Genomic DNA, 21,847 nt, shown 5'->3' on the forward strand with positions numbered 1-21,847 from the left:
TCTTAAAACCTAACATGCTAGACAGACTTTTTCCGAATTCCAAAAAAGGAAAATCATTGTCAAAAAATGATCCTTTCTGTAAAATGAAAGATATACAGAAAAAGGAAATGTATATCTTTCATTTTTTGAATATTTTAAATCAACCACACGAAAGGATTGGTGGAAATTGGAGACGAAAATTGCATCTGAAAAAGTTGCGAAGATGCTAAATCACTGGTACACCTTGATTAGACAACAAAATGTTGATCAAGCTGTGGCTATGAAGGATGAAATTGAACATACTTTACCGAATATGGAAGAAGATCAGGATTTACTTATATATTTCAATCTTTTAGATTTTCGACACAAAATGATGTTAGAAAATTTCAACGAATCTAAGAAGGTTTTCAAAAAGCTTGAAAGTCAAAAGAAGGGTATAGAAAAAACTGATGCTGTCATTCAGTATTATTTCTATTTTTTTTCGGGACAGAATGAATTTCATAACAAGAATTACATTAAAGCCATTAACTATTACCAAATTGCAGAAAACAAACTTAAACAAATTCCTGATGAAATTGAGAACGCAGAATTTCACTACAGACTGTCCATCGCCTATTACTATATCAAACAAAACATCTTTTCCCTTAGACATGCTGAAACTGCACTCGAAACATTCAGAGCTCATGAATTATACATAAAACGGAAAATTAATTGTGAAATGGTTTTAGGAGCAAACAAAATTGATTTATTCCGTTATAATGAAGCTGAGGCCCATTATCAGAAAGCTTTAGAAGGTGCAAAGAAAATCGAGGATCACGCATTAACCGGGAAAGCATATCATAATATTGGAATAAGCTATGCTTTAAGAAAAATTTACAACAAAGCGGAAGAGAATCTCAAAGCAGCCATCGCCATCCCTGAACATCTTTCCTCATCTGTAGGAGTTAATTCCATCTCGGATTTAACAAGAGTTCTCTACAAAATCGGCGCAAAAGAAGAAGCCCGTCACTATCTGGAGCAAGGAAATATAATGGCAGATGAAAAGCAAAATGACGAGTATCATGCAAAACTCAAGATCATTGAAGCTCTATATGAAAATGAAGATCTGACTATTGTAGATGAAAATATTCAATATCTTGAATCTTTAAAATTATGGCCAGATGTAGAGGACTTCGCTCAAGATGTTGCGGATTATTTCAGACAAAAAGGCGAGGATAGTAAAACTGTGATTTATCTTGATAAAGTCATTCATGCTAAAAACCAAATCTTTAAAGTGACGGAGGAATTACAGTGAAAAAATTGACTATTTTCTTTACCGCATTAACATTATCAGTCATTATGACCAGCTCTGTTTCAACTCATTCTCATGATAAAGTTGCAGCGGGGAAAAACTCTGAATATTCAGCGGCACATAATGTGAATATAGCGAGTAGAGCTGTATTTGATTAATCAACGCCTCAAAGTTATGAATAACTGTAGGTAATGGGCTGAGAATTAAATGTTAAGTGTGATGTACGGGCTTAATGCCCGTTTTTCTTTTATAAAACCCACATTTAAATAATCCCGAGAGCTATCGCAAGGTTATACATGGCCTGCCGCTTGATCTGATAATATTTGTCCTTTTTCAGCCCCATCTCCATATAAATCTCAATATCCTTGATTTTCTTTGAAGAAAGATACTTGGCCTTTATGATCTGCAATTCATAACATCAAGTCTTTGTTTTAGTGCCCTTTCCATTTGGCTAACCTTTAATTAATTCTATTAAAAGAATGTGATCGCGCAATCGAGGGAAAAGATAAGCTCCCTTGAAAATTCGCTTTGATGATCCTTCATTTCCAGCAGTAAGTCGCGGGCATCTTCCCTGCGGGAAGTGCCCCTTTTTAAATCCCTTCCGTAATCCGAACCTTTTTAGAATCCTTATAACAGAACACCCGTACGAAATAGGTTCAGCTCCCTAACTTTCTTCTTATCGACGGCACGCTAAAGGTGGAAAATTTAAACACTTCATTACACTTCACTATTTATAAATATAGGACTATTTAATAAAACTTCGAACAGCCTTCCTCTTTAATTTTCCATACAACTGATGCAGCGCTTAAATTATAAGTATTGGTATCCGTATAAACTTCCCGCAGTACATCCATTGCTAGCTTGCCAACAAGACCCCGGCCTTCCCCGTTGATTAAAAACTCTTGTAAAACGTTATTTCAACAATAATTCATGACATAAATAAAAAAAGGTGAGACACATAGTGCCTCACACTTAAAAACGTAATACTCGAAACTTATTCCCTACATCACCCGCTTAAACATCTTCTCCATCTCATACGTCGAATAATGAATGATAATCGGGCGTCCGTGCGGGCATGTGAAGGGGTCGGACGTCCGGCGGAGTTCGTCGAGCAGGGCTCGGATTTCGTCGTCGCGCAAGTGGTGGTTGGCTTTGATGGAGCCTTTGCAGCTCATCATGATCGCTGCTTCTTCGCGCAATTTTTTGATATCGATGTTCCGGTTATCGAGAACCTGCTGGATGATTTCTTCGATCAGCGTCGTTTCTTCGCCCTTAGGGAACCATGTCGGGTGGCAGCGGACGATATAGCTGCCTGCACCGAATGATTCTAGAAAGACGCCGACTTTTGCAAGGTCTTCCAGGTGCTCGTCGATGATGATCGCTTCGTTCTTTGAGTAGTGCAGTGTCAAAGGAACGAGGAGATCCTGGACATTGGGTTCGACTTCCCCGACTTTTTCGCGAAAGTATTCGTACTTAATCCGCTCCTGTGCGGCGTGCTGGTCGATGATATACAAGCCGTTTTCGTTTTGGGCGAGAATGTACGTGCCGTGCATCTGGCCGATCGGATACATGATCGGGACGCGCTCTTTCGGCTCGACCGCCTCTTCCTCGTGCTCTTGTTCGATATACAGAGGCGCTTCATCCTGTTCATCCGGCATGCGGACTTCGATTTCCGGCGGTTCGGGCGGCGCTTCCTGTGCGATGCTTTCTTCCCTTTCCTCCGTCTGGATCGGCGCTTCCTTGACAACCGAGCTTAATTTCATCGGTGAGTAGGCCGGAGCTGTTTCCCGTTCTGTCTTTGGCTCATCAGCCGGTTCAGGCCGATTGTCGAAGTCCAGCTTTTGCTGCTCGGGTTTGATGATGGGCGGCGCCGTTTTTTTCGGCGTCTGTACACTAGGAATGAGCTGCCGCTGTTTGAAGACGTCTTTGATGGCGTCGCGAAGGAGCTCATGGAGCTCGGTCTCTTTGCTCAGTCTGACTTCGAGCTTTGACGGATGCACGTTGACATCGACCAGAAGCGGGTCCATGTTGATTTCAATAAATGTGATCGGATGCCGCCCGATTGGAAGCAGCGTATGGTAGCCTTCATGAATCGCTTTGACGAGCGGAAAATTTTTAATGTATCTGCCGTTGACGACAGATGACATGTAATTCCGTGAAGCCCTCGTGATTTCCGGGAGCGCGATATAGCCTTTCACTTCAAAATCGAGGGAACTCGCATGAAGCGGAATCATTTTTCTTGCGACGGCCGTACCATATATCGCCGCCAGCACATGGCGGACATCTCCGTTTCCGTTTGTCTGCAGCAAGGTTTTCCCTTGATGGCGCAGCCTGATTGACACTTCCGGATGCGCGAGGGCGATTCTGTTGACGACGTCTGTAATATTGCCGAGCTCCGTATGGATCGTTTTCATATACTTCAGCCTTGCCGGTGTATTGAAAAACAGATTGGACACCGTAATTTCGGTTCCCCGCCTGCTTGACGATTTTTGCTCGGAGATGATTCTTCCTCCCTGAAGCGTCAGATGGGTTCCCGCGCCTTCCCCTGTGCTCGTTTTGATGCTTACATGTGAGACAGACGCGATACTTGGCAAAGCTTCTCCGCGAAACCCAAGCGTTCTGACGCGGAACAGATCGTTTTCATCCTTGATTTTGCTTGTGGCATGGCGCAAAAAAGCCGTTTTGCAGTCTTCCGCATCCATCCCTTCGCCATCGTCAAGAACTTTGATGGAAGAAAGCCCTGCTTCTTCGACATCGATTTCGATCACCGAGCTGTTTGCGTCAATCGCATTTTCAACAAGCTCTTTGACGACGGAGGCCGGTCTTTCGACAACTTCTCCCGCCGCGATTTTATTTGATAAATCGTCGGGAAGCTGAACAATTTTTGCCAAGTGCGGTCACCTCTCTTTATCTTAATTTTTTTTGCAGCCTGTACAGCTCATTCATCACTTGTAAAGGCGTCATATCAAGCAGATTCAGCGCCTTAAATTCGTCAAGCACACCCTGTTCTTTTTTGGACAGCTTGGCCTGCTTTTCCTGCGGCTTGTCCGTCTCAAAGAAGGACAGCTGCGCCGGCTCAACCGCAGGCGCCTGAGATTTTTCGGCTGTTTCCGCTTGAACTGGAACGGCTTGGGAAACGGCCGGTTCTTTTGCGCCTGATTCAAGCTCTTGCAGAATCGTTTTGGCCCGGCTGATTAAATCGTCGGGGAGCTCCGCAAGCTGGGCGACATGGATCCCGTAGCTTTTGTCTGCAGCGCCTTCTTTAATTTGGTGAAGGAAGACGACTTTCCCCTCGTATTCTTCCGCCCGAACGTGAACGTTTTTCAGGTCGGAAAGCTTCTCTTCAAGAGATGTCAGCTCATGGTAGTGCGTGGAGAAAAGCGTTTTTGCGCCGATATGGTTATGCACATATTCGATGATCGCTTGGGCTAGCGCCATTCCGTCGTATGTGGATGTCCCGCGCCCGATCTCATCGAATAAAATCAAGCTGTTTTTCGTTGCATGGACGATCGCGTTTTTCGCTTCAAGCATTTCCACCATAAAGGTGCTCTGTCCCGAAATTAAGTCATCGGCTGCGCCGATTCTCGTGAAAATCTGATCAAAGATCGGCAAAACCGCTTTTTTCGCGGGAACGAAACAGCCGATTTGCGCCAAAATGGAAATCAGCGCCATTTGTCTCATGTACGTGCTTTTACCTGACATGTTCGGTCCTGTAATCAAAAGCATTTGTCTGCCTTCGCCCATTTCGCAGCTGTTCGGTACATACGACTGGCTGTCCATCACTTTTTCAACGACCGGATGCCGTCCGTCGACAACCTGAACGACGTCTTCGGAAAACTCAGGTCTAACGTAATGGCGGTTTTCGCTGATCGTCGCAAAGCATTGCAGAACATCTAGCTCGCTCATCATTTTCGCCAGCCGCTGCAGGCGAGGAATATATTCTTTCACCTGATCGCGAAGCCCGGAAAACAGCTCGTATTCGAGCTCGCAAATATTGTTTTCCGCTTCGAGAATCAACGCTTCCTTTTCTTTCAGCTCAGGCGTGATATAGCGTTCAGCATTTGCGAGTGTCTGCTTCCGTTCATACCTGCCTTCTTCGAGAAGATGGATGTTCGCTTTCGTCACTTCGATATAGTAACCGAATACTTTATTAAAGCCGACTTTCAGCGAACGGATGCCTGTGTATTGGCGCTCCTCCTGCTCGAGCTTTGCAATCCAGTCTTTTCCGTTCTTGCTCGCATCCCGGTACTCGTCAAGCTTTGCGTTGTAGCCGTCTTTTATCAAGTTTCCTTCCTTTAATGAGAGCGGCGGATTTTCGTAGAGCGCCTCCTCCAAAAGCTCAAGCAAATCGCCGCACGGATCGATTTTTTCAGCACGCGCTTTTGCCTTTGGATGATTGAGAGAAGCGACTAGATCTTTAATCGCCGGGACTTGTTTTAGCGATTCTTTCAGCTGGATCAAGTCTCTTGCGTTGACGTTTCCGTATGCGACCCGGCCGGCAAGCCGTTCGAGGTCGTACACTTCTTTCAGCCGCTCGCGCAGATCCTCCCGTTCAAACAGATGGGCGATCAGCGTTTCGACGATCTCCTGGCGCTCTTCGATCTGCCCTTTTCTGATCAGCGGCCGGTCGATCCATTGCTTTAAAAGGCGGCCGCCCATAGCCGTTTTCGTTTCATCGAGAAGCCAGAGAAGCGAGCCTTTTTTATTTTTGGAGCGGATCGTCTCCGTCAGCTCCAGATTCCGCTTCGAATAAAGGTCGATCTTCATCGCTTCTTCTAATTCGTAAGGCTCTACCTTCTGAAGATGGTCAAGGCTTCTCTTTTGCGTGCGCTTCAAATAGGTGTACAGCTTCATGAATGTATCAACAAGCTCTTTTGAAGGCAGATCTTTTACGATGTCAGGCGTCTCATTTGCCTGTTCGTCTTCAAAGGAAATCGTCGCTCCGCAGCGTTCTTTTAAAACCGTTTTCTCTTGTTCTCCGATCCGGCTGGAGACGACGATTTCCCGCGCTCCGACGGAGTAAATTTCGGAAACGACATCATCAAATCTTTCAATCGCCGTCACTAAGTTCTCGCCGGTCGTCAAATCTGAAAAGGCAAGGCCGTATGTATGCTGAAAATCGCTGACAGACGCGATAAAGTTGTTCTCGTTTTCGTGAATGCCCTTTCCGTCCATGACGGTTCCCGGCGTAATGAGCTGAACCACTTCCCTTTTGACGACTCCTTTTGCCGCCTTCGGGTCTTCTACCTGCTCGCAGATCGCCACTTTATAGCCTTTTTTGATCAGCTGTTCGATATAAGATGAGCAGGAATGGTAAGGAACTCCGCACATCGGGATTCTCTCGCTTGATCCGCCGTCTCTGCTCGTTAATGTGATTTCAAGCTCCTGTGACGCCTTTTTCGCATCCTCGAAAAACATCTCGTAAAAGTCACCGAGACGAAAAAATAAAAAGGCATCCTGATACTCTGCCTTGATCTTTAAATATTGCTGTATCATCGGCGTGTAGCCTGCCATATTAATCCCCCATTATGTATCTCTCGATTCTATTGATTCCAAGAACGATTATACCACAAACATTCCTTCCGAAAAAAAAGAAAACTAGGGCGGCGTCTCCCTAGTTTCCTTTTATTCTTCCGGATCTCCGACCAAAAACTCCTGATTAATCTCCTCCAATTCCTCATCAAGCTCTTCTTCCCATGCCTCTTCTTCATCGCTTTCCGTCCATTCGGAATTGACTTCGACGACGACTTTCGTTTCGCCGACGACTTCAGATAAAAATTCTCTTTCGGCCTGAACAACGACTTTGTTCCCGTTCGGGGAAATCGTCACTTCAAGACAGTTCGGCTGCTGAAGCACCTTCGCAATGACTTCGTGTTCATCGTCTAAGTAGTTTTTGTCACGGTATCTGAGCTTGATGACATCGACATAGGAAACGCGTTCTGTCACAACTTCCGTTTTTGTGTTGTCGGCATACGAATACCATACGTTGATATCGTATGTCCCTTCAATCTCAACCGTTTTCCCGACCTTTTCGGCGTCATACTTATGATTGATAATCCAACCGCCCAGTATGCTGGTTGGCTTTTGCGAAGGGGAGATCGTATGTGTGGACTGGGTAAATTTCCTGCCTTTCGCGACTACCGCTTTTGTTATAATTTCCCTGTATTCAGACATTCGGTCATGCCTCCTTGTTTTTCCTCGTATTATCTTATGCTGGGCATTTGTCTCACGTGCGCGCTAAGAAGAAAACAAAATAAAGCACCCATTTAATGAATCTGTTTAAGTGTATGCAGCAACGAGGATAAACTTGACTTAAAAAATAAGCCGGCACGGCGAAAAAAAAGGCGCCTAAAAAGGCGCCTTTTTTATAGTGAGCAGCTGGGTTGTGAGTTTTTGATTTTTGATCCGGTTTCTCCCGTCAGAAGGTCTCCCCCGGTTGACGCTATGATCTCGTTTGTCACTTGATTTGATATCGTGTGAGCAACGAGCTGAAGAAGGTCGTTGACTTCCATTTGGGAGTCTCTGAATTCCTGGATGATCGGAATGTCATCAAGCTCTGCCTGAAGCGCATCGATCTTCGCTTCCGTTTGCTTTAATGCCTCATGCTTTTCGTAGTGTTTAAAGTTGACGGCTTGTTTCTGCAAAGCTTTGATTTGATTGATCAGATTTGAGACTTTGGCATTCTCGTTAATTTGTTCCTCAGCCCTTTTGAAGAAGTCGACTTCTTCGGTTTCTGCAATCATTTTTGCAAGCTCGCGCGCTTTTTCCACGATATCCTTTTTCGTGTAAAGAGTCATCTTAATTCACCTCGATTGCTTCTCCCACCATTTCTCCGTCAAGCGACCACGTTTTCGCCTGGTGGATTTTTACGTTGACAAGCTTGCCGATCGCTTCTTTCGGTCCTTTAAAGTTTACAAGCTTGTTTTTTCGTGTGTAGCCGGCAAGAATATCAGGATTGTTTTTGCTTTCACCTTCTACTAATACTTCGACAACCTGCCCCTCATATTCCTTCATTTTCTTCGCGGAAATTTCGTTGACCAGGTCATTTAAGCGCTGAAGCCGCTCTTTTTTGACCCGCATCGGAACATTGTCTTTCATCTTCGCAGCCGGCGTTCCTTCGCGAGGCGAGTAAATGAACGTATAGGCGCTGTCGAACTCGACTTCCCTGTATAAAGAAAGCGTTTCTTCAAATTGTTCGTCCGTTTCGTTAGGGAAGCCGACGATAATATCGGTTGTCAAAGAAGCATTCGGCATCGCTTTTTTAATTTTGGCGACAAGATCGAGATAGCGCTCACGGTCGTATTTGCGCGCCATCAGCTTCAGGACGTCAGAGCTTCCGGATTGAACAGGAAGATGGATATGATCCAAGAGGTTCCCGCCTTTTGCAAGCACCTCGATCAGATGGTCGTCAAAATCGCGCGGGTGGCTTGTCGTAAAGCGGATTCTCGGAATGTCGATCTTACGAAGCTCATCCATCAGATGACCGAGGCCGTATTCCATGTCTTCAAAATCTTTTCCGTAGGCGTTGACGTTTTGCCCGAGAAGCGTGATTTCCTTGTAGCCTTCAGCCGCAAGCCTTCTCACTTCCTGGATGATGTCTTCAGGACGTCTGCTGCGCTCTTTTCCTCTTGTGTACGGTACGATGCAGTACGTACAGAACTTGTCGCAGCCGTACATGATGTTGACCCATGCCTTGATTTTTCCGTGGCGGACTTTCGGCAGGTTTTCAATAACGTCTCCTTCTTTAGACCACACTTCAACAACCATTTCTTTTGACAGATATGCTTCTGACAAAAGTTCTGGAAGGCGGTGAATGTTGTGTGTACCGAAAATCAAATCGACGAACGGATGTTTCTTTAAAATCCGGTTGACGACTGATTCTTCCTGGGACATGCAGCCGCAGACGCCCAGTATCAAATCGGGGTTATCCTTTTTCAAACCTTTTAAATGGCCGATTTCGCCAAACACTTTGTTTTCCGCGTTTTCCCGGATCGCGCATGTGTTAAGCAAGATGACGTTTGCATCTTCAGTCGAGTCGGTCGGCTCATAGCCGAGCGCCATGAAAATCCCGGCCATCACTTCTGTGTCGTGTTCATTCATCTGGCAGCCGTACGTTCGGATGTAAAACTTCCGTCCTTCTCCCATGCCTCTGAACTGCTCTGATATTTTAAAATCGTTATGATATTTAACGGCTTCTTTGCCGCGTTTTTTTGCATCTTTTAATGAAGGCGGAACATACACAGCTTCAAAATATTTGCTGTAATCCTTCTCGGATTTTTTGTCCGATGGATTGACCTGTCCGCTTTCAGTTCGCTGTTTCTCATTCATGTTTTTTTCTCCTTTCAAACAAAGCTCCACCCTACAGTATAAAGGTTCTCGGCTGTCAGCACAACCCAGAACCCATTATTGTACACTAAATGAAAATGATTATCAATGGTAATTTGCTTTGTTTTTAAGCGTTAAAGCAGTCCGGATTTTCGGGCGCCGGTTTCGATGATGTCGAGCGCTTTGTCAAGGTCTTGTTTCGTATGCTCCGCAGTCATGATCGTTCTGATGCGCGCTTTGCCTTTCGGAACCGTCGGGAATACGATTGCCTGCGCAAACACGCCAAGTTCAAACAGGGTAGCAGAAAAACGGCATGTTTCCGCTTCATCGCCGATTAAAATCGGCGTGATCGGCGTCTCGCTTTGAATGAGCGGAAGGCCGATGTTTTCGAGTCCTTTTTTGAAGTATGCCGTGTTGTCCCAAAGCCTTTTGATCAATGCCGGCTCTTCCATCAGCACGTTGACTGCTTCAATGCATGCCGCCGTCACTGCCGGCGGATGGGAGGTGCTGAACAGAAACGGTCTTCCTTTATGCTTCAAATAGTCGATGAGCACCTTTGAACCTGCGGCATATCCGCCCAAAACGCCGATCGCTTTGCTCAGGGTGCCGACCTGGATATGCACCTTTCCGTCAAGGCCGAAATGATGTACCGTCCCGCGCCCGTTTTCGCCGAGTACGCCGGACGCGTGCGCGTCATCGACCATGACAAATGCATCGTACTGCTCTGCGAGCCTCACAATGTCCGGAAGCGGCGCGATGTCCCCGTCCATGGAAAACACGCCGTCCGTAACGATGAGCCTGTTTCTGTAACTCATTGATTTTTTCAGGATTTTTTCCAAGTCTTCCATATTCGCATGTTCATAGACTTTCCGCCCTGCTTTGGTGAGCCTGATCCCGTCGATGATGGAGGCGTGGTTTAATTCATCCGAAATCACGATATCGTCTTTTGTGAGAATGCTGGAGAGGATGCCCTGATTCGCCGTAAAGCCGGACTGAAAAACGAGCGCCGCTTCCGTTTTCTTGAAGCCGGCCAGTTTTTTCTCAAGCTCATCATGCATCGTGAACGTTCCGGCAATGGTCCGGACTGAGCCGGTTCCCGCCCCAAACCGCTCGGCTGCATCAACGGCTGCTTTTTTGAGCCGCGGATGAGAGGTGAGGCCGAGATAATTGTTGGAGGACAGCTGAATGATATCTCTTCCTTTCATCCTGACAATCGGTCCCTGACACGATTCGATCTTCGGCAGCTCTTGAAATGTGCCCTGCTCCCTCATCGTGTCGAGCTCTTTTTGTAAAAATGTGAATTCTTTCATATCGATCTCTCCTTTCTATGGTATCAGTATGACTTTGCCGCACTGTCCTTTCCTCATCAGCTCAAAGCCTTTTTCATACTCCTCAAGAGAAAAATGGTGGGTGATGACAGGCTTGATCTGTATGGCTCCTGAATGGAGCAAGCCGCTCACCTGCCGCCACGTTTCAAACATTTTTCTGCCGGTAATCCCTTGAACTGTAAGGCCTTTAAAGACGATGTCATTGGTCATGTCGATGCACACCGGATGCTCAGGCAGGCTTAAAATGTGAACCCTCCCTCCATTTGCCGCCATTTTTAAGCTTTGGCAGATCGCGGTCGGATGGCCTGACATCTCGCATACAAGGTCTGCGCCTTCCCCATTTGTTAAAACGCTTACATTTTTAAGCGGATCTTCTTTTTCGATCGAAATCGTAGCCGTTGCCCCCATTTTCACGGCCAGTTCGAGCCTGTACTCGTTTTTATCTATGGCGATCACTTGTGAAGCGCCGGCTGCTTTTGCTACAGCGACTGCCATTAAGCCGATCGGTCCACAGCCGACAATAGCCGTTTTCGATCCGGCCGCAATGCCTGACAGAACCGTATGAACGGCATTTCCGAGCGGTTCTTGAATGGAAGCAAGATCCTCAGGCATGCCGGGCGGATTTTTCCAAATGTTGCTTTCGGGCACCTTCACATATTCGGCGAAGCATCCATCTGTATCAACACCGAGGATCATCGTCTTGCTGCACACATGCTGTTTTCCCGTCAGACACGGAATGCATTTGCCGCAGACGAAGTGCGTTTCCGCCGATACAAAATCGCCTTCTTTGACAGATGAAACATTTTCCCCGACCGCCGCTACTTCGCCCGAAAATTCGTGGCCGAAAACATATGGCGGCTTTACTCTGTTTTTCGCCCATTCATCCCAATTATAAATATGCACATCAGTCCCGCAGATCGACGCGGCTTTGACTTTAATCAGCACTTCGTTCTGGCCGATTTCCGGTATCGGAACAAGATCACAAACAGCTCCCGGCTCCCCCGGCGTCTTGATAAGCGCTTTCATTTTTCCGCTCATGATGAACATACCCCCTTTGCCAAATCGCTTTACAATAGGATTGTAGCACGATTTTATACATCGGTAAATATCGATGTACATGTGGCATGGACATCTGAACACCCTCTGAAAAATATGGAATATTTTTTTAAAACGGAATCCGGCTGATGAAATTTTCATAGAGAAACCGTCTGACTTGTCTTGCAGAATAATGGCGCTCCAATGCATGGATCAGATTGTCGTAATCCTTGTAGGCTTCAAGCCCCGGAATCACCTTATCGAACCCGTCAAAATCGGAGCCGAATCCGATATGCCGTTCACCGCCCAAAGAGCAGACATGGTCGATATGCGAAAGAATGTCTTTTATGCGGGGCGTCTTATTTATAAACTCGGGAACAAAGGTGATGCCGATGACCCCGTTTTTCTTGATCAGCGCCTTGATTTGATCATCTTTTAAATTTCGCGGATGCGGACAAAGGCTGTACGCATTCGAGTGGGAGGCAATCGGGTATTTTGCAAGGGCAACCGTATCCCAGAAGCTTTTTTCCGACAAATGGGAAACGTCCGTCCAAACCCGGTGCCGGTTGGCGATCTTGATCAATTTTTCCCCCCATTGCGTAAGACCTGCATTTCTCTTTTCCAAGGCGCCGTCAGCAAACACGTTGGCCCAATTCCATGTCAAACCGAAGCTTCTGACGCCGAGCTGAAAAAAGATATCAAACAGCCTTACATTTTTCGATATCGGTTCGCACCCTTCCATCGTTAAGATAATCCCTGTTTCATCAAATTTGAGCGAATCGATGTCTGACTTGCTTTTGATCAGTTTGATTCGTTCATATTTTGCGACTTTTTCATAGAACAGCTGAATTTGGACGAGCGCCATTTCAAGGCGCAGATTCGCCGGCACCGTATCCGGCAGAAAAATGGCCAGACACTGAACCTTTGCCTTTCCGTTTAATAGCGCACTGACCGGCGTTTGCAGCGAAGTATCGCTGTATTCATTAAGCCGCGGATTTTTCCAAAGCTTCAAAAGCAAATCTGAATGGGCATCGAAAATGTTCACGACCGATCCCTCCCATGACAGATTTTTTAAAGCCAAACCAAAAACAACCCGCTTACATGTGTAAGCAGGTTGAAACATATGAAATCAATACATTCTTTTTCTATCAGCGAGGCTCTACAATTAATTTGATCGCCGTCCGCTCTTCACCGTCAATTTGAATGTCCGTAAAAGCCGGAATACAAATCAGATCAACACCGCTGGGCGCCACAAATCCCCGGGCAATCGCAACCGCTTTTACCGCTTGGTTCAATGCTCCGGCACCTATTGCTTGAATTTCTGCAGCCCCTCGTTCTCTCAAAACTCCCGCCAGCGCACCTGCAACCGAGTTTGGATTTGATTTTGCTGAAACCTTTAATATTTCCATTCCTGCTCCCCCTTAATTTTACAATGGATAAGTGAGTGTTCATTAGAACAATCATTGTTAGATATTGCCATTTGAAAAAGCCATCCCCTTTTAATTGCTTTTCAAAAATAGCAGGGTACCTTCCATTTTTACTATATTCACGAAAAGACCGGGATATTCCTGCTTTCTTTTTAATATTTTTCTAAAATGATTTTTCGTTCTTCTATTCGAAAAACATGTGGTCATCATTGATTAATATCCGGTCGATCTTAACCGCTTTTTTGCTTTGGTCATCGATATCAATGACAACCGCGCTTAACGTCGTACGGCCTTCGGCGATTTCAAAACGTACCGGGAGACTCGTCTTAAACCGTTTGATGATCGTCTCCCGCTCCATGCCGAGAATGCCGTCATAAGGACCTGTCATGCCGACGTCGGTAATATAAGCCGTCCCTTTTGGAAGGACGCGGTTGTCCGCCGTCTGCACGTGTGTATGCGTTCCGACAACAGCCGAAACGCGTCCGTCCGTATACCAGCCGATCGCCTGCTTTTCGCTCGTCGCTTCGGCATGCATATCGATAAAAATATACGACGTTCTTATAGAAGCCTCTTCAATCAATTCGTCCGCTTTTTCAAACGGACAATCGATCGGAGGCAGAAATGTACGGCCTTGCAAATTGATTACAGCCAGTTCCTTGCTGCCGTTTGTTTTGATGTAAGCGATTCCTTTGCCAGGCGTGCCTTTAGGAAAATTGGCGGGCCTGACGATCTGCGGAGCGCTATCGATAAAATCAAATATTTCCCTTTTATCCCACGTATGATTTCCCATGGTGATGACATCGGCACCCGCTTGAATGAGCTGATGATAAATTTTTTCGGTGATTCCTTTCCCGTGTGCTGCGTTTTCCCCGTTCACGATGACGGCGTGCGGTTTATATTTCAGCTTCAGTTTTGGCAAATACGTTTTAATCATCTCTCTGCCGGGCGAACCGACGACATCTCCAACAAATAAAATTCTCATGCTTTGACCCTTTCTTTTTTCAATAGGTTTCTTTAATAGTGTTACACAAGGAAACAAAAAAATAAAGTGGTGCATGCGCACCACTTTATTTTGCGTATTCAACGGCTCTCGTTTCCCTGATGACGGTTACTTTAATATGTCCAGGGTAGTCGAGCTCGTCCTCAATTCGTTTTCGAATATCCCGCGCCAAACGATGGGCTTCAAGATCGTTAATCGAGTCTGGTTTCACCATGATCCGCACTTCCCGTCCGGCCTGTATCGCAAACGATTTCTCAACACCTTCGTAGGACTCGGAGATTTCCTCCAGTTTTTCAAGCCTGCGAATATAATTTTCGAGCGTTTCGCTTCTTGCGCCAGGTCTTGCGGCTGACAGCGCATCGGCTGCGGCCACGAGCACGGCGATGATGGAAGTCGGCTCCTGATCCCCGTGGTGTGATGCGATACTGTTGATAACGACAGGATGCTCCTTATACTTGGTGGCCAGTTCCACGCCGATTTCGACATGGCTTCCTTCCACCTCGTGGTCAATCGCCTTCCCGATGTCGTGAAGAAGGCCCGCTCTTTTCGCAAGCGTAACGTCTTCTCCAAGCTCAGCAGCCATTAGTCCGGTCAAGAATGCCACTTCCATGGAATGTTTTAGTACATTCTGTCCGTAGCTTGTTCTGAACTTCAAGCGGCCGAGTATTTTGATTAAATCGGGGTGAAGACCGTGGACTCCTACCTCAAACGTCGTCTGTTCGCCCATTTCGCGAATATAATCATCCACTTCACGGCGGGATTTCTCAACCATTTCTTCGATTCTGGCAGGATGAATGCGGCCATCCTGAACGAGCTTATCAAGAGCGATCCTTGCTGTTTCGCGCCTGATCGGATCAAATCCTGAAAGGATAACGGCTTCCGGCGTATCGTCAATGATAAGGTCGATTCCAGTCAATGTTTCCAACGTACGGATGTTTCGCCCTTCACGTCCGATAATACGGCCTTTCATCTCATCATTTGGAAGGTTGACAACGGAAACCGTCGTCTCTGCCACATGATCAGCCGCACAGCGCTGTAAAGCCAATGAAAGAATATTTTTCGCTTTTTTATCAGCCTCTTCTTTCGCACGATTTTCAGTTTCTTTCATCATGATCGCGATGTCATGGGAAAGCTCTTTTTCAACCCGATCCAGAATGATTTGCTTCGCTTCATCACGCGTCAGACTTGAAATACGCTCCAATTCCGACTGCTGCTTACGAATCATTTCATCCACTTTGCTTTCCATCTCTTCAATATGTTGTTGTCGTTCATTCAGAGAATGATCTTTCTTCTCCAACATCGCTTCCCGTTTATCTAACGATTCATCTTTTCGGTCAAGGTTCTCTTCCTTTTGGAGTAAACGGTTTTCTTGTTTTTGAAGCTCATTTCGTCTTTCACGAACTTCTTGTTCAGCTTCTATCCGAAGCGTATGAATCTCGTCCTTTGCTTCAAGAAGGGCTTCTTTTTTCAACGCTTCAGCATCCCGCTTTGCGTCTCCAAGAATTTGTTCGGCTGCGTTGCGCGCACCTGAAATTTTTGCTTCGGCAATGATTTTACGAACATAGTAGCCAACAACTAAACAGAATAGGCTCAGCAAAATGGAGATGAGAATGGTTAATGGACTCATACTTTCACCTCCTCTTGCTATGAACTTGTTTCTTGCTAAAAGTAAGTGTCGGCATGTACATTGTACTTTCTTCTCAACATACAGAACCTTCACAGGGAATGAAGAAGCTTCACAGCCCTTGTCAAGTTTAAATGTTTATCAATCATGTTAAGAAAAACAAGTGATACAATTTCATTGTAATTGTGTGGCAAATACTTGTCAAGCTTACGATCTTAACGTTTCAAAAGATATGAGCAATCCACCGGACATACATCCGCTGAATCGGCAACAGGCCGGAGATTTTTGGAAGGGGACGGCGGATTTGCGAAAGAAAAAGAAAAGGCTGCCAGCCGGCAGCCTTAAAATTAAAATTCGAGCTCTTCCTGAATGTCTTCCTCTTCTTCTTTTGGAGCCGAAACACCGTTGTTATCCAAGCCGTAATGCTCCCTGATCTGCTCTTGGATCATCAAAAGCACATCTTTGTTTTCCTTTAGGAACTGCTTCGCGTTTTCGCGGCCCTGTCCAAGGCGTTCATCCTGATAGGAGTACCATGCCCCGCTTTTTTGGACGATGTCAAGCTCTGTTCCAAGGTCGATGATTTCCCCTTCTTTGGAGATTCCTTCGCCGTACATAATGTCTACTTCGGCCGTCCGGAATGGAGGCGCCACTTTGTTTTTCACGACTTTAATTTTCGTCTTGTTCCCCATGACGTCGTTGCCTTGTTTGAGCTGTTCGGCGCGGCGCACTTCAAGCCGCACGGAAGAATAGAACTTCAGGGCTCTTCCCCCTGGGGTCGTCTCAGGGTTTCCGAACATGACGCCGACTTTTTCGCGGATCTGGTTAATAAAGATCGCGATCGTTTTTGATTTATTGATTGCTCCGGAAAGCTTCCGCAGCGCCTGGGACATCAGTCTGGCCTGCAGCCCGACATGCGAGTCTCCCATGTCTCCTTCGATTTCCGCCTTCGGCACGAGCGCCGCAACGGAGTCGATGACGACGATGTCAACGGCTCCGCTTCTGACAAGCGCTTCAGCAATTTCAAGTGCCTGCTCCCCCGTGTCAGGCTGGGACAGCAGCAGCTCGTCAATGTTAACCCCTAATTTTTGCGCGTAAACGGGATCAAGCGCGTGCTCGGCGTCTATGAACGCCGCCTGTCCGCCCTGCTGCTGAACTTCGGCAATCGCGTGAAGCGCCACCGTCGTTTTACCGGAGCTTTCAGGGCCGTATACTTCAATAATCCGTCCGCGCGGATATCCGCCCACCCCGAGGGCTGTATCGAGCGCTAAAGAGCCGCTCGGAACGGTTGAAATTCTCGTCTCGGTTTGTTCTCCGAGTTTCATGATGGAACCTTTTCCAAACTGTTTTTCTATTTGTTTAAGCGCCATATCTAAGGCTGCCTGACGATCACTCATCTGTTTTTTCCTCCTTTATCACTTCCGCTATATCTACTATACCTTGTTTGCTCGGATTTGCCAAGAAAAAAGCGAACGCATATTCGATTTTTTTCAGCGGATTTTAAACGATAAAAAATCATTTTGCAAAGAGCGAAAGCAGTCTTTTTTTAAAAGGAAGATTCTCCGAAAACGGAATTATCGCTTATTTACCCAAAATGTGCAGGAGCAGATGGCAGCCGTATTTGGCAGAACGCTTCCTGACGGCCGATCTTGAGCCCGCGAACATGAACTCGTGCGCTTCCTCCGGTTTGCCGCCGACCGAGATGCCGATAAATACCTTCCCGGCGGGATGCCCTTCCTGCGTATTCGGACCGGCCACACCGGTAAAACTGATGCCGATGTCGCTTCCGGTTTTGCTTCTGATACCCGCTGCAAGCTCCTTTGCGCATTGCGCGCTGACCGCACCGTACCGCTGCAGCGTGTCTTCCGAAACGCCGGCCGCTGACACTTTCAATTCGTTTGTGTAGCAGACGGCGCCGCCTTTGAAGTATTCGGAGGCCCCGCTCAATTCCGTCAGCCAGCTGGAAAAAAGCCCTCCTGTAAAGCTTTCCGCGGCAGACAGCGTCAGTCCTTTGCGGACGCAGGCTTTCGCAAGCTCTTCGACAAGCGATGTATCATCGTATCCGTAAAAGAACTCGCCGACGCGCTCTAAAATGCGGTCTTCCGTTTCTTTTAGAAGGCGCTCCGTCTCAGCCGGATCGGCGTGTTTTGCCGTCAGCCTGAGGGTGACTTCCCCATCTGCCGCCAAAGGGGCGATCGTCGGGTTCGTCTGCGCATCGATAAGGTCTTCCAAATCCGTTTCAAGCTGGGATTCACCGATTCCGAAGAAGCGCAGCACCCTTGAGACGATCTTCTCCTTTGAACCGAGTTTTTCCAAAATCAGCGGCTTCGCTTCGTTTTCAAACATCGGCTCAAGTTCCTTCGGGGGCCCCGGAAGCAGCATGTAAAAACGCGATTCATGCTGAAGCAGCATCCCCGGAGCCATTCCGAACCGGTTTGGCAGCACATCCGAACCTTCGAGAACGAGCGCCTGCTTTCGATTGTTCGGAGACATCGTCCGGTTCGTTTTTTTGAAATAGTCTTCAATCGATTGAAATGCTTCCTCATCAAGCTGAAGGGGACGCCCGATGACCCGGGAGATCGTTTCTTTTGTCAAATCGTCTTTCGTCGGCCCAAGACCCCCTGAGAAGATAATGAAATCAGACCTTTCCTGCGCGGTTTGAATGACCCGTTTCAAGCGTTCAGGGTTGTCTCCGACCGCTGTATGATAAAAAACGTTGATTCCGATTTCCGCCAAATGCTTGCTGATAAACTGAGCGTTCGTATTGGCGATCTGTCCGAGCAAAAGCTCTGAACCGACGGCGATGATTTCAGCTTTTCTTTCAAGTTTCATGTTATCCACTTCCCTATGTTTAGTTCGATGTTTTTAAAGCATCCCAGTTCTTGGCGAAATAATCCCAGCCGGATACGATGGTGAAAAAGACGGCCACCCATAGCGCGAGAGAGCCGAACGGGAACGAGACGAGCTCAAATGGAAGATTATGCAGCAAGAGAGCCGAAATGGCGATGATCTGCGCCCACGTTTTTACCTTTCCAAGCATATTCGCAGCGACGACTTCGCCAGTCCCCGCAAGCACAAGGCGGAGTCCCGTCACGGCGAACTCCCGGCTGATGATGACGATCGCCATCCAGGCCGGTGCAAGGTGATAATGGACCAAAATGATCAAAGCAGAAGACACGAGCAATTTGTCCGCCAGAGGATCGAGAAATTTCCCGAAATTCGTCACGAGTTTCAGCTTTCTTGCATAATAGCCGTCAACCCAATCGGTAACCGAGGCGAAGATGAACAAAAGAGCGCCGATCAGATGTGCGACCGGAATCGATTCGTTTCCGAAAGACAGCGACCCCCAATTGAACGGAACGAGCATGATGATCATGAAAATAGGAATTAAGGCGATTCTCGAAAGCGTAATTTTATTCGGTAAGTTAAACATAGAGTTCCTCCATTATGTATCGTTTTATTGCTGATGGACGAAAGAAAAAGTCATCCGGGCAGTTAAGATGACTTTTTCTCCTTTTTATTTTCAATCGTTATGTTTTGTGTCATCACATTCTTCGGATCAAGTTCGTAGGAAAGAACCTTTCCGTTGATTTTGATTTCTACGCCAGGCGCATATCCGACCCGCAATTCGATCTGATCTTGGTCGGTAATATTTTTTTGAAAGGAATCTCCTTTTTTCATCATGCCTTCTTTAAGGGAGGTTCCTTTCGCGTCCCGCACCCTGACCCATGAATCCGCGGTCGTTGTCACCTCAAGCTCAAGCTTGTCGGCTCCCGATACTTCATAGGTTGTGGAAGAGCCCTGGCTGTCTGCGGCCTTGATGGTCAGCTCTTTTTTGTCAGCGGCTTTCTGGGCGTCGTCGTCTTTTTTATCTTCAGCGCCTGATTTTTCGTTGTCCGCGTTTTTTTGATTTTCATTCTTCAGCGGCGAATCTTTTGAGACGTCATACTTGCTCTCTGTCTCTTCCGTTTTCGTCTGTTCGGCGGAATTTTCATTTCCTCCGCCCATCACGGCCTGGACAATGACATAAATGATCGCGATCACGACAATCACGCCTGCCGAGACAAGCAGTGTAGGCAAAAGCTCAAGCGCTTTGGAGGCGGGCCCCGGAAGCTCCCTCTGAGGCTTGATCGAAGAAAGCTTATCAGAAACCTCGTCATTGTAGGAGTCAGGGATATCCTTTTTGAACTCTTCAAACAGCTGCTCTGAGTTCAGTCCGACGGCTCCAGCGTACTGTTTAATAAAAGCTCTTACATAAAACTTTCCCGGAATAACGTCATAGTTTCCCTCTTCAAGCGCCGTCAAATACCTTTTCTGGATTTTCGTTGCCGCCTGAAGGTCGTCTAACGACATCCCTTTTTCCTCTCTGGCTTCTTTGAGCCGATTTCCTAGTTCAGTCACAACAAACACCTTCCATTTTAAAAATCAAAGCCAGAAAAACCAGTATGGTCAAACATTTGCGGTTCCTCGGCATGTTCATATGTAATAACCTCATCAGGGCTGTTACGCAATTCGATAATGTAATCGAAATCATCCATTGTATATTCCGTATTTTGCACAAAAATATCCGGATGCTCGACGACTTTTGTCGCGGGCAGCCGCATGATTTCACTGACGAGCTGCAAATGTCGTTCAGATCCTCTTCTCGTCGACACGATTCCGTCCAGTATAAAGACGTTCTCCGTGTTGTATTCATCAGCGACAAGCTGGCTTCTGATCGTTTGTTTCAAAAGCGTTGAAGACACAAACAGCCACCTTTTGCTGGCGCACACGCTCGCGGCCACGATCGATTCCGTCTTGCCGACACGCGGCATTCCTCGGATTCCGATCAGCTTATGCCCGTCTTTTTTAAACAGTTCGGCCATAAAATCGACAAGCAGCCCGAGCTCGTCGCGTTCAAAGCGGAACGTTTTTTTGTCATCGGCATCCCGCTGAATGTAGCGTCCGTGCCTTACGGCGAGGCGATCCCTCAGTTTCGGCTCCCTCAGCTTTGTAACCTTAATCGTCTCCATCGTGTTTAAAATGGATTCGAGACGTTTGATTTGATCTATATGACGGCATTTTAACAAAAGGCCCCTTCTTGACGTATCAACGCCGTTAATTGTGACAATATTAATCGATAACATACCTAATAAAGAGGATATATCTCCCAGAAGTCCGGGACGGTTGACTTGGATTTCGTATTCTAAATACCATTCGAGCTTTGCCAAATGATAACCTCCCTATCCATCATCGTGGCAAAAATTTACCTTCCTTTATCATAAAGCATTTTGTCTCAATTAGAAAGCAGAATATGTGATTAAATAAGAAAAACGTCCGTTTCCCAAAATCGGGCGCTGCAATCTGCCCCCCTCTAAATCTTTTTTACCCTTCCGGCCGCTGGAAGAAACCGAAAAAAACAAAGTAAACGTATAAAAAGAGAGAGTGAACACACTCTCTCCTCAATGCGAGCCGTTGTTTTCAACAAGCTTGACCATCACGTTCGCAATCGCGCGCTGCTCATCTTCAGAAGCTACGCTCCACAGATCTGCGAGCACTCTTTCCTGATGGTTTTTTGAATCGACCTGACCGGCTAAGTAATCGCCGATCTCATAAGCAAGATCCGAGATGGTTTCGTTTGACATTCCTTTTTCATGGGCGTAGTTGAGACGGTCGCCCAAGAAGTTTTTCCACTGATCCCAATTATCCAGTACGGACATATCAGGCCCCTCCATTCTCTTAAAGTTACAGCCTTATTATTATCTGAGGGATCATAAACTATACATTGTTTTAGCAATGCCAGCCTCCGTTTACCGATAAAATCTGGCCGGTGATATATGACGCTTTTTCCGAAAGCAGAAA

Annotated in this window: 21 protein-coding genes; 2 read left to right on the forward strand and 19 right to left on the reverse strand. The window is 46.6% G+C overall.

Annotated features, from left to right (window positions below; genetic code table 11):
• The first annotated feature begins 166 nt into the window (after positions 1-166).
• Positions 167-1,273, forward strand: coding sequence for a Rap family tetratricopeptide repeat protein (locus V7126_RS18635; RefSeq protein ID WP_046132870.1), 1,107 nt, complete (start codon positions 167-169; stop codon positions 1,271-1,273).
• Positions 1,270-1,428 (forward strand): hypothetical protein, encoded by a 159-nt coding sequence (locus tag V7126_RS18640; RefSeq protein WP_157759333.1) that lies wholly within the window; start codon positions 1,270-1,272, stop codon positions 1,426-1,428. Before V7126_RS18635 ends, V7126_RS18640 begins: the two co-directional genes overlap by 4 nt.
• A 104-nt stretch (positions 1,429-1,532) precedes the next feature.
• On the opposite strand, the gene V7126_RS18645 is transcribed toward V7126_RS18640, so the two are convergent.
• The 19 genes from V7126_RS18645 to V7126_RS18735 all read right to left on the reverse strand — a co-directional run.
• On the reverse strand, positions 1,533-1,679 hold the full coding sequence (locus tag V7126_RS18645; protein ID WP_231947455.1) for an ArpU family phage packaging/lysis transcriptional regulator: 147 nt from the start codon (positions 1,677-1,679) through the stop codon (positions 1,533-1,535).
• A 592-nt stretch (positions 1,680-2,271) separates the two neighbouring features.
• A complete protein-coding gene (gene mutL / locus V7126_RS18650; RefSeq protein ID WP_046132869.1) occupies positions 2,272-4,161 on the reverse strand; it encodes a DNA mismatch repair endonuclease MutL in 1,890 nt (629 codons plus the stop codon).
• 16 nt (positions 4,162-4,177) lie between these two features.
• Positions 4,178-6,784 (reverse strand): DNA mismatch repair protein MutS, encoded by a 2,607-nt coding sequence (mutS, locus tag V7126_RS18655; protein WP_046132868.1) that lies wholly within the window; start codon positions 6,782-6,784, stop codon positions 4,178-4,180.
• Between the two features lie 111 nt (positions 6,785-6,895).
• Positions 6,896-7,444, reverse strand: coding sequence for an outer spore coat protein CotE (gene cotE, locus V7126_RS18660; protein WP_046132867.1), 549 nt, complete (start codon positions 7,442-7,444; stop codon positions 6,896-6,898).
• A 191-nt stretch (positions 7,445-7,635) separates the two neighbouring features.
• Positions 7,636-8,067, reverse strand: a complete 432-nt coding sequence (locus V7126_RS18665; RefSeq protein ID WP_046132866.1) for a RicAFT regulatory complex protein RicA family protein — start codon at positions 8,065-8,067, stop codon at positions 7,636-7,638.
• Between the two features lies 1 nt (position 8,068).
• A complete protein-coding gene (miaB, locus tag V7126_RS18670; RefSeq protein ID WP_046132915.1) occupies positions 8,069-9,598 on the reverse strand; it encodes a tRNA (N6-isopentenyl adenosine(37)-C2)-methylthiotransferase MiaB in 1,530 nt (509 codons plus the stop codon).
• Positions 9,599-9,729: 131 nt separating this feature from the next.
• Positions 9,730-10,905, reverse strand: a complete 1,176-nt coding sequence (locus tag V7126_RS18675) for a glycine C-acetyltransferase (protein ID WP_046132865.1) — start codon at positions 10,903-10,905, stop codon at positions 9,730-9,732.
• 15 nt (positions 10,906-10,920) lie between these two features.
• Positions 10,921-11,964 carry an L-threonine 3-dehydrogenase gene (tdh, locus tag V7126_RS18680; protein WP_099047105.1) on the reverse strand — a complete coding sequence of 348 codons (1,044 nt, stop codon included), beginning with the start codon at positions 11,962-11,964 and terminating at the stop codon, positions 10,921-10,923.
• Between the two features lie 124 nt (positions 11,965-12,088).
• Positions 12,089-13,003, reverse strand: a complete 915-nt coding sequence (locus V7126_RS18685; protein ID WP_046132863.1) for a dipeptidase — start codon at positions 13,001-13,003, stop codon at positions 12,089-12,091.
• Between the two features lie 103 nt (positions 13,004-13,106).
• Entirely contained in the window at positions 13,107-13,367 is a 261-nt protein-coding gene (gene spoVS, locus V7126_RS18690) for a stage V sporulation protein SpoVS (RefSeq protein ID WP_003181955.1), read from the reverse strand.
• 202 nt (positions 13,368-13,569) lie between these two features.
• Complete coding sequence (locus V7126_RS18695; protein WP_046132914.1) at positions 13,570-14,367, reverse strand: TIGR00282 family metallophosphoesterase; 798 nt, start codon at positions 14,365-14,367, stop codon at positions 13,570-13,572.
• An 85-nt stretch (positions 14,368-14,452) separates the two neighbouring features.
• A complete protein-coding gene (gene rny / locus V7126_RS18700) occupies positions 14,453-16,012 on the reverse strand; it encodes a ribonuclease Y (RefSeq protein ID WP_046132862.1) in 1,560 nt (519 codons plus the stop codon).
• Between the two features lie 344 nt (positions 16,013-16,356).
• A complete protein-coding gene (gene recA, locus V7126_RS18705) occupies positions 16,357-17,403 on the reverse strand; it encodes a recombinase RecA (RefSeq protein ID WP_046132861.1) in 1,047 nt (348 codons plus the stop codon).
• A gap of 184 nt (positions 17,404-17,587) precedes the next feature.
• Positions 17,588-18,838: a competence/damage-inducible protein A gene (locus tag V7126_RS18710; RefSeq protein WP_046132860.1), complete on the reverse strand. Its 1,251-nt coding sequence runs from the start codon at positions 18,836-18,838 to the stop codon at positions 17,588-17,590.
• Between the two features lie 19 nt (positions 18,839-18,857).
• On the reverse strand, positions 18,858-19,439 hold the full coding sequence (gene pgsA / locus V7126_RS18715; RefSeq protein WP_046132859.1) for a CDP-diacylglycerol--glycerol-3-phosphate 3-phosphatidyltransferase: 582 nt from the start codon (positions 19,437-19,439) through the stop codon (positions 18,858-18,860).
• Between the two features lie 62 nt (positions 19,440-19,501).
• A complete protein-coding gene (locus tag V7126_RS18720) occupies positions 19,502-20,407 on the reverse strand; it encodes a helix-turn-helix domain-containing protein (RefSeq protein ID WP_335498323.1) in 906 nt (301 codons plus the stop codon).
• Positions 20,408-20,424: 17 nt separating this feature from the next.
• On the reverse strand, positions 20,425-21,216 hold the full coding sequence (locus tag V7126_RS18725; RefSeq protein WP_046132857.1) for a YmfK family protein: 792 nt from the start codon (positions 21,214-21,216) through the stop codon (positions 20,425-20,427).
• Positions 21,217-21,447: 231 nt separating this feature from the next.
• Positions 21,448-21,705, reverse strand: coding sequence for a DUF3243 domain-containing protein (locus V7126_RS18730; protein ID WP_046132856.1), 258 nt, complete (start codon positions 21,703-21,705; stop codon positions 21,448-21,450).
• Positions 21,706-21,775: 70 nt separating this feature from the next.
• Positions 21,776-21,847 (reverse strand): hypothetical protein (locus V7126_RS18735; RefSeq protein WP_335498417.1); only part of this gene is annotated, 72 nt, incomplete at its 5' end.

Source organism: Bacillus sp. JJ675 (assembly GCF_036963165.1).
GTDB classification, from domain to species: domain Bacteria; phylum Bacillota; class Bacilli; order Bacillales; family Bacillaceae; genus Bacillus; species Bacillus glycinifermentans.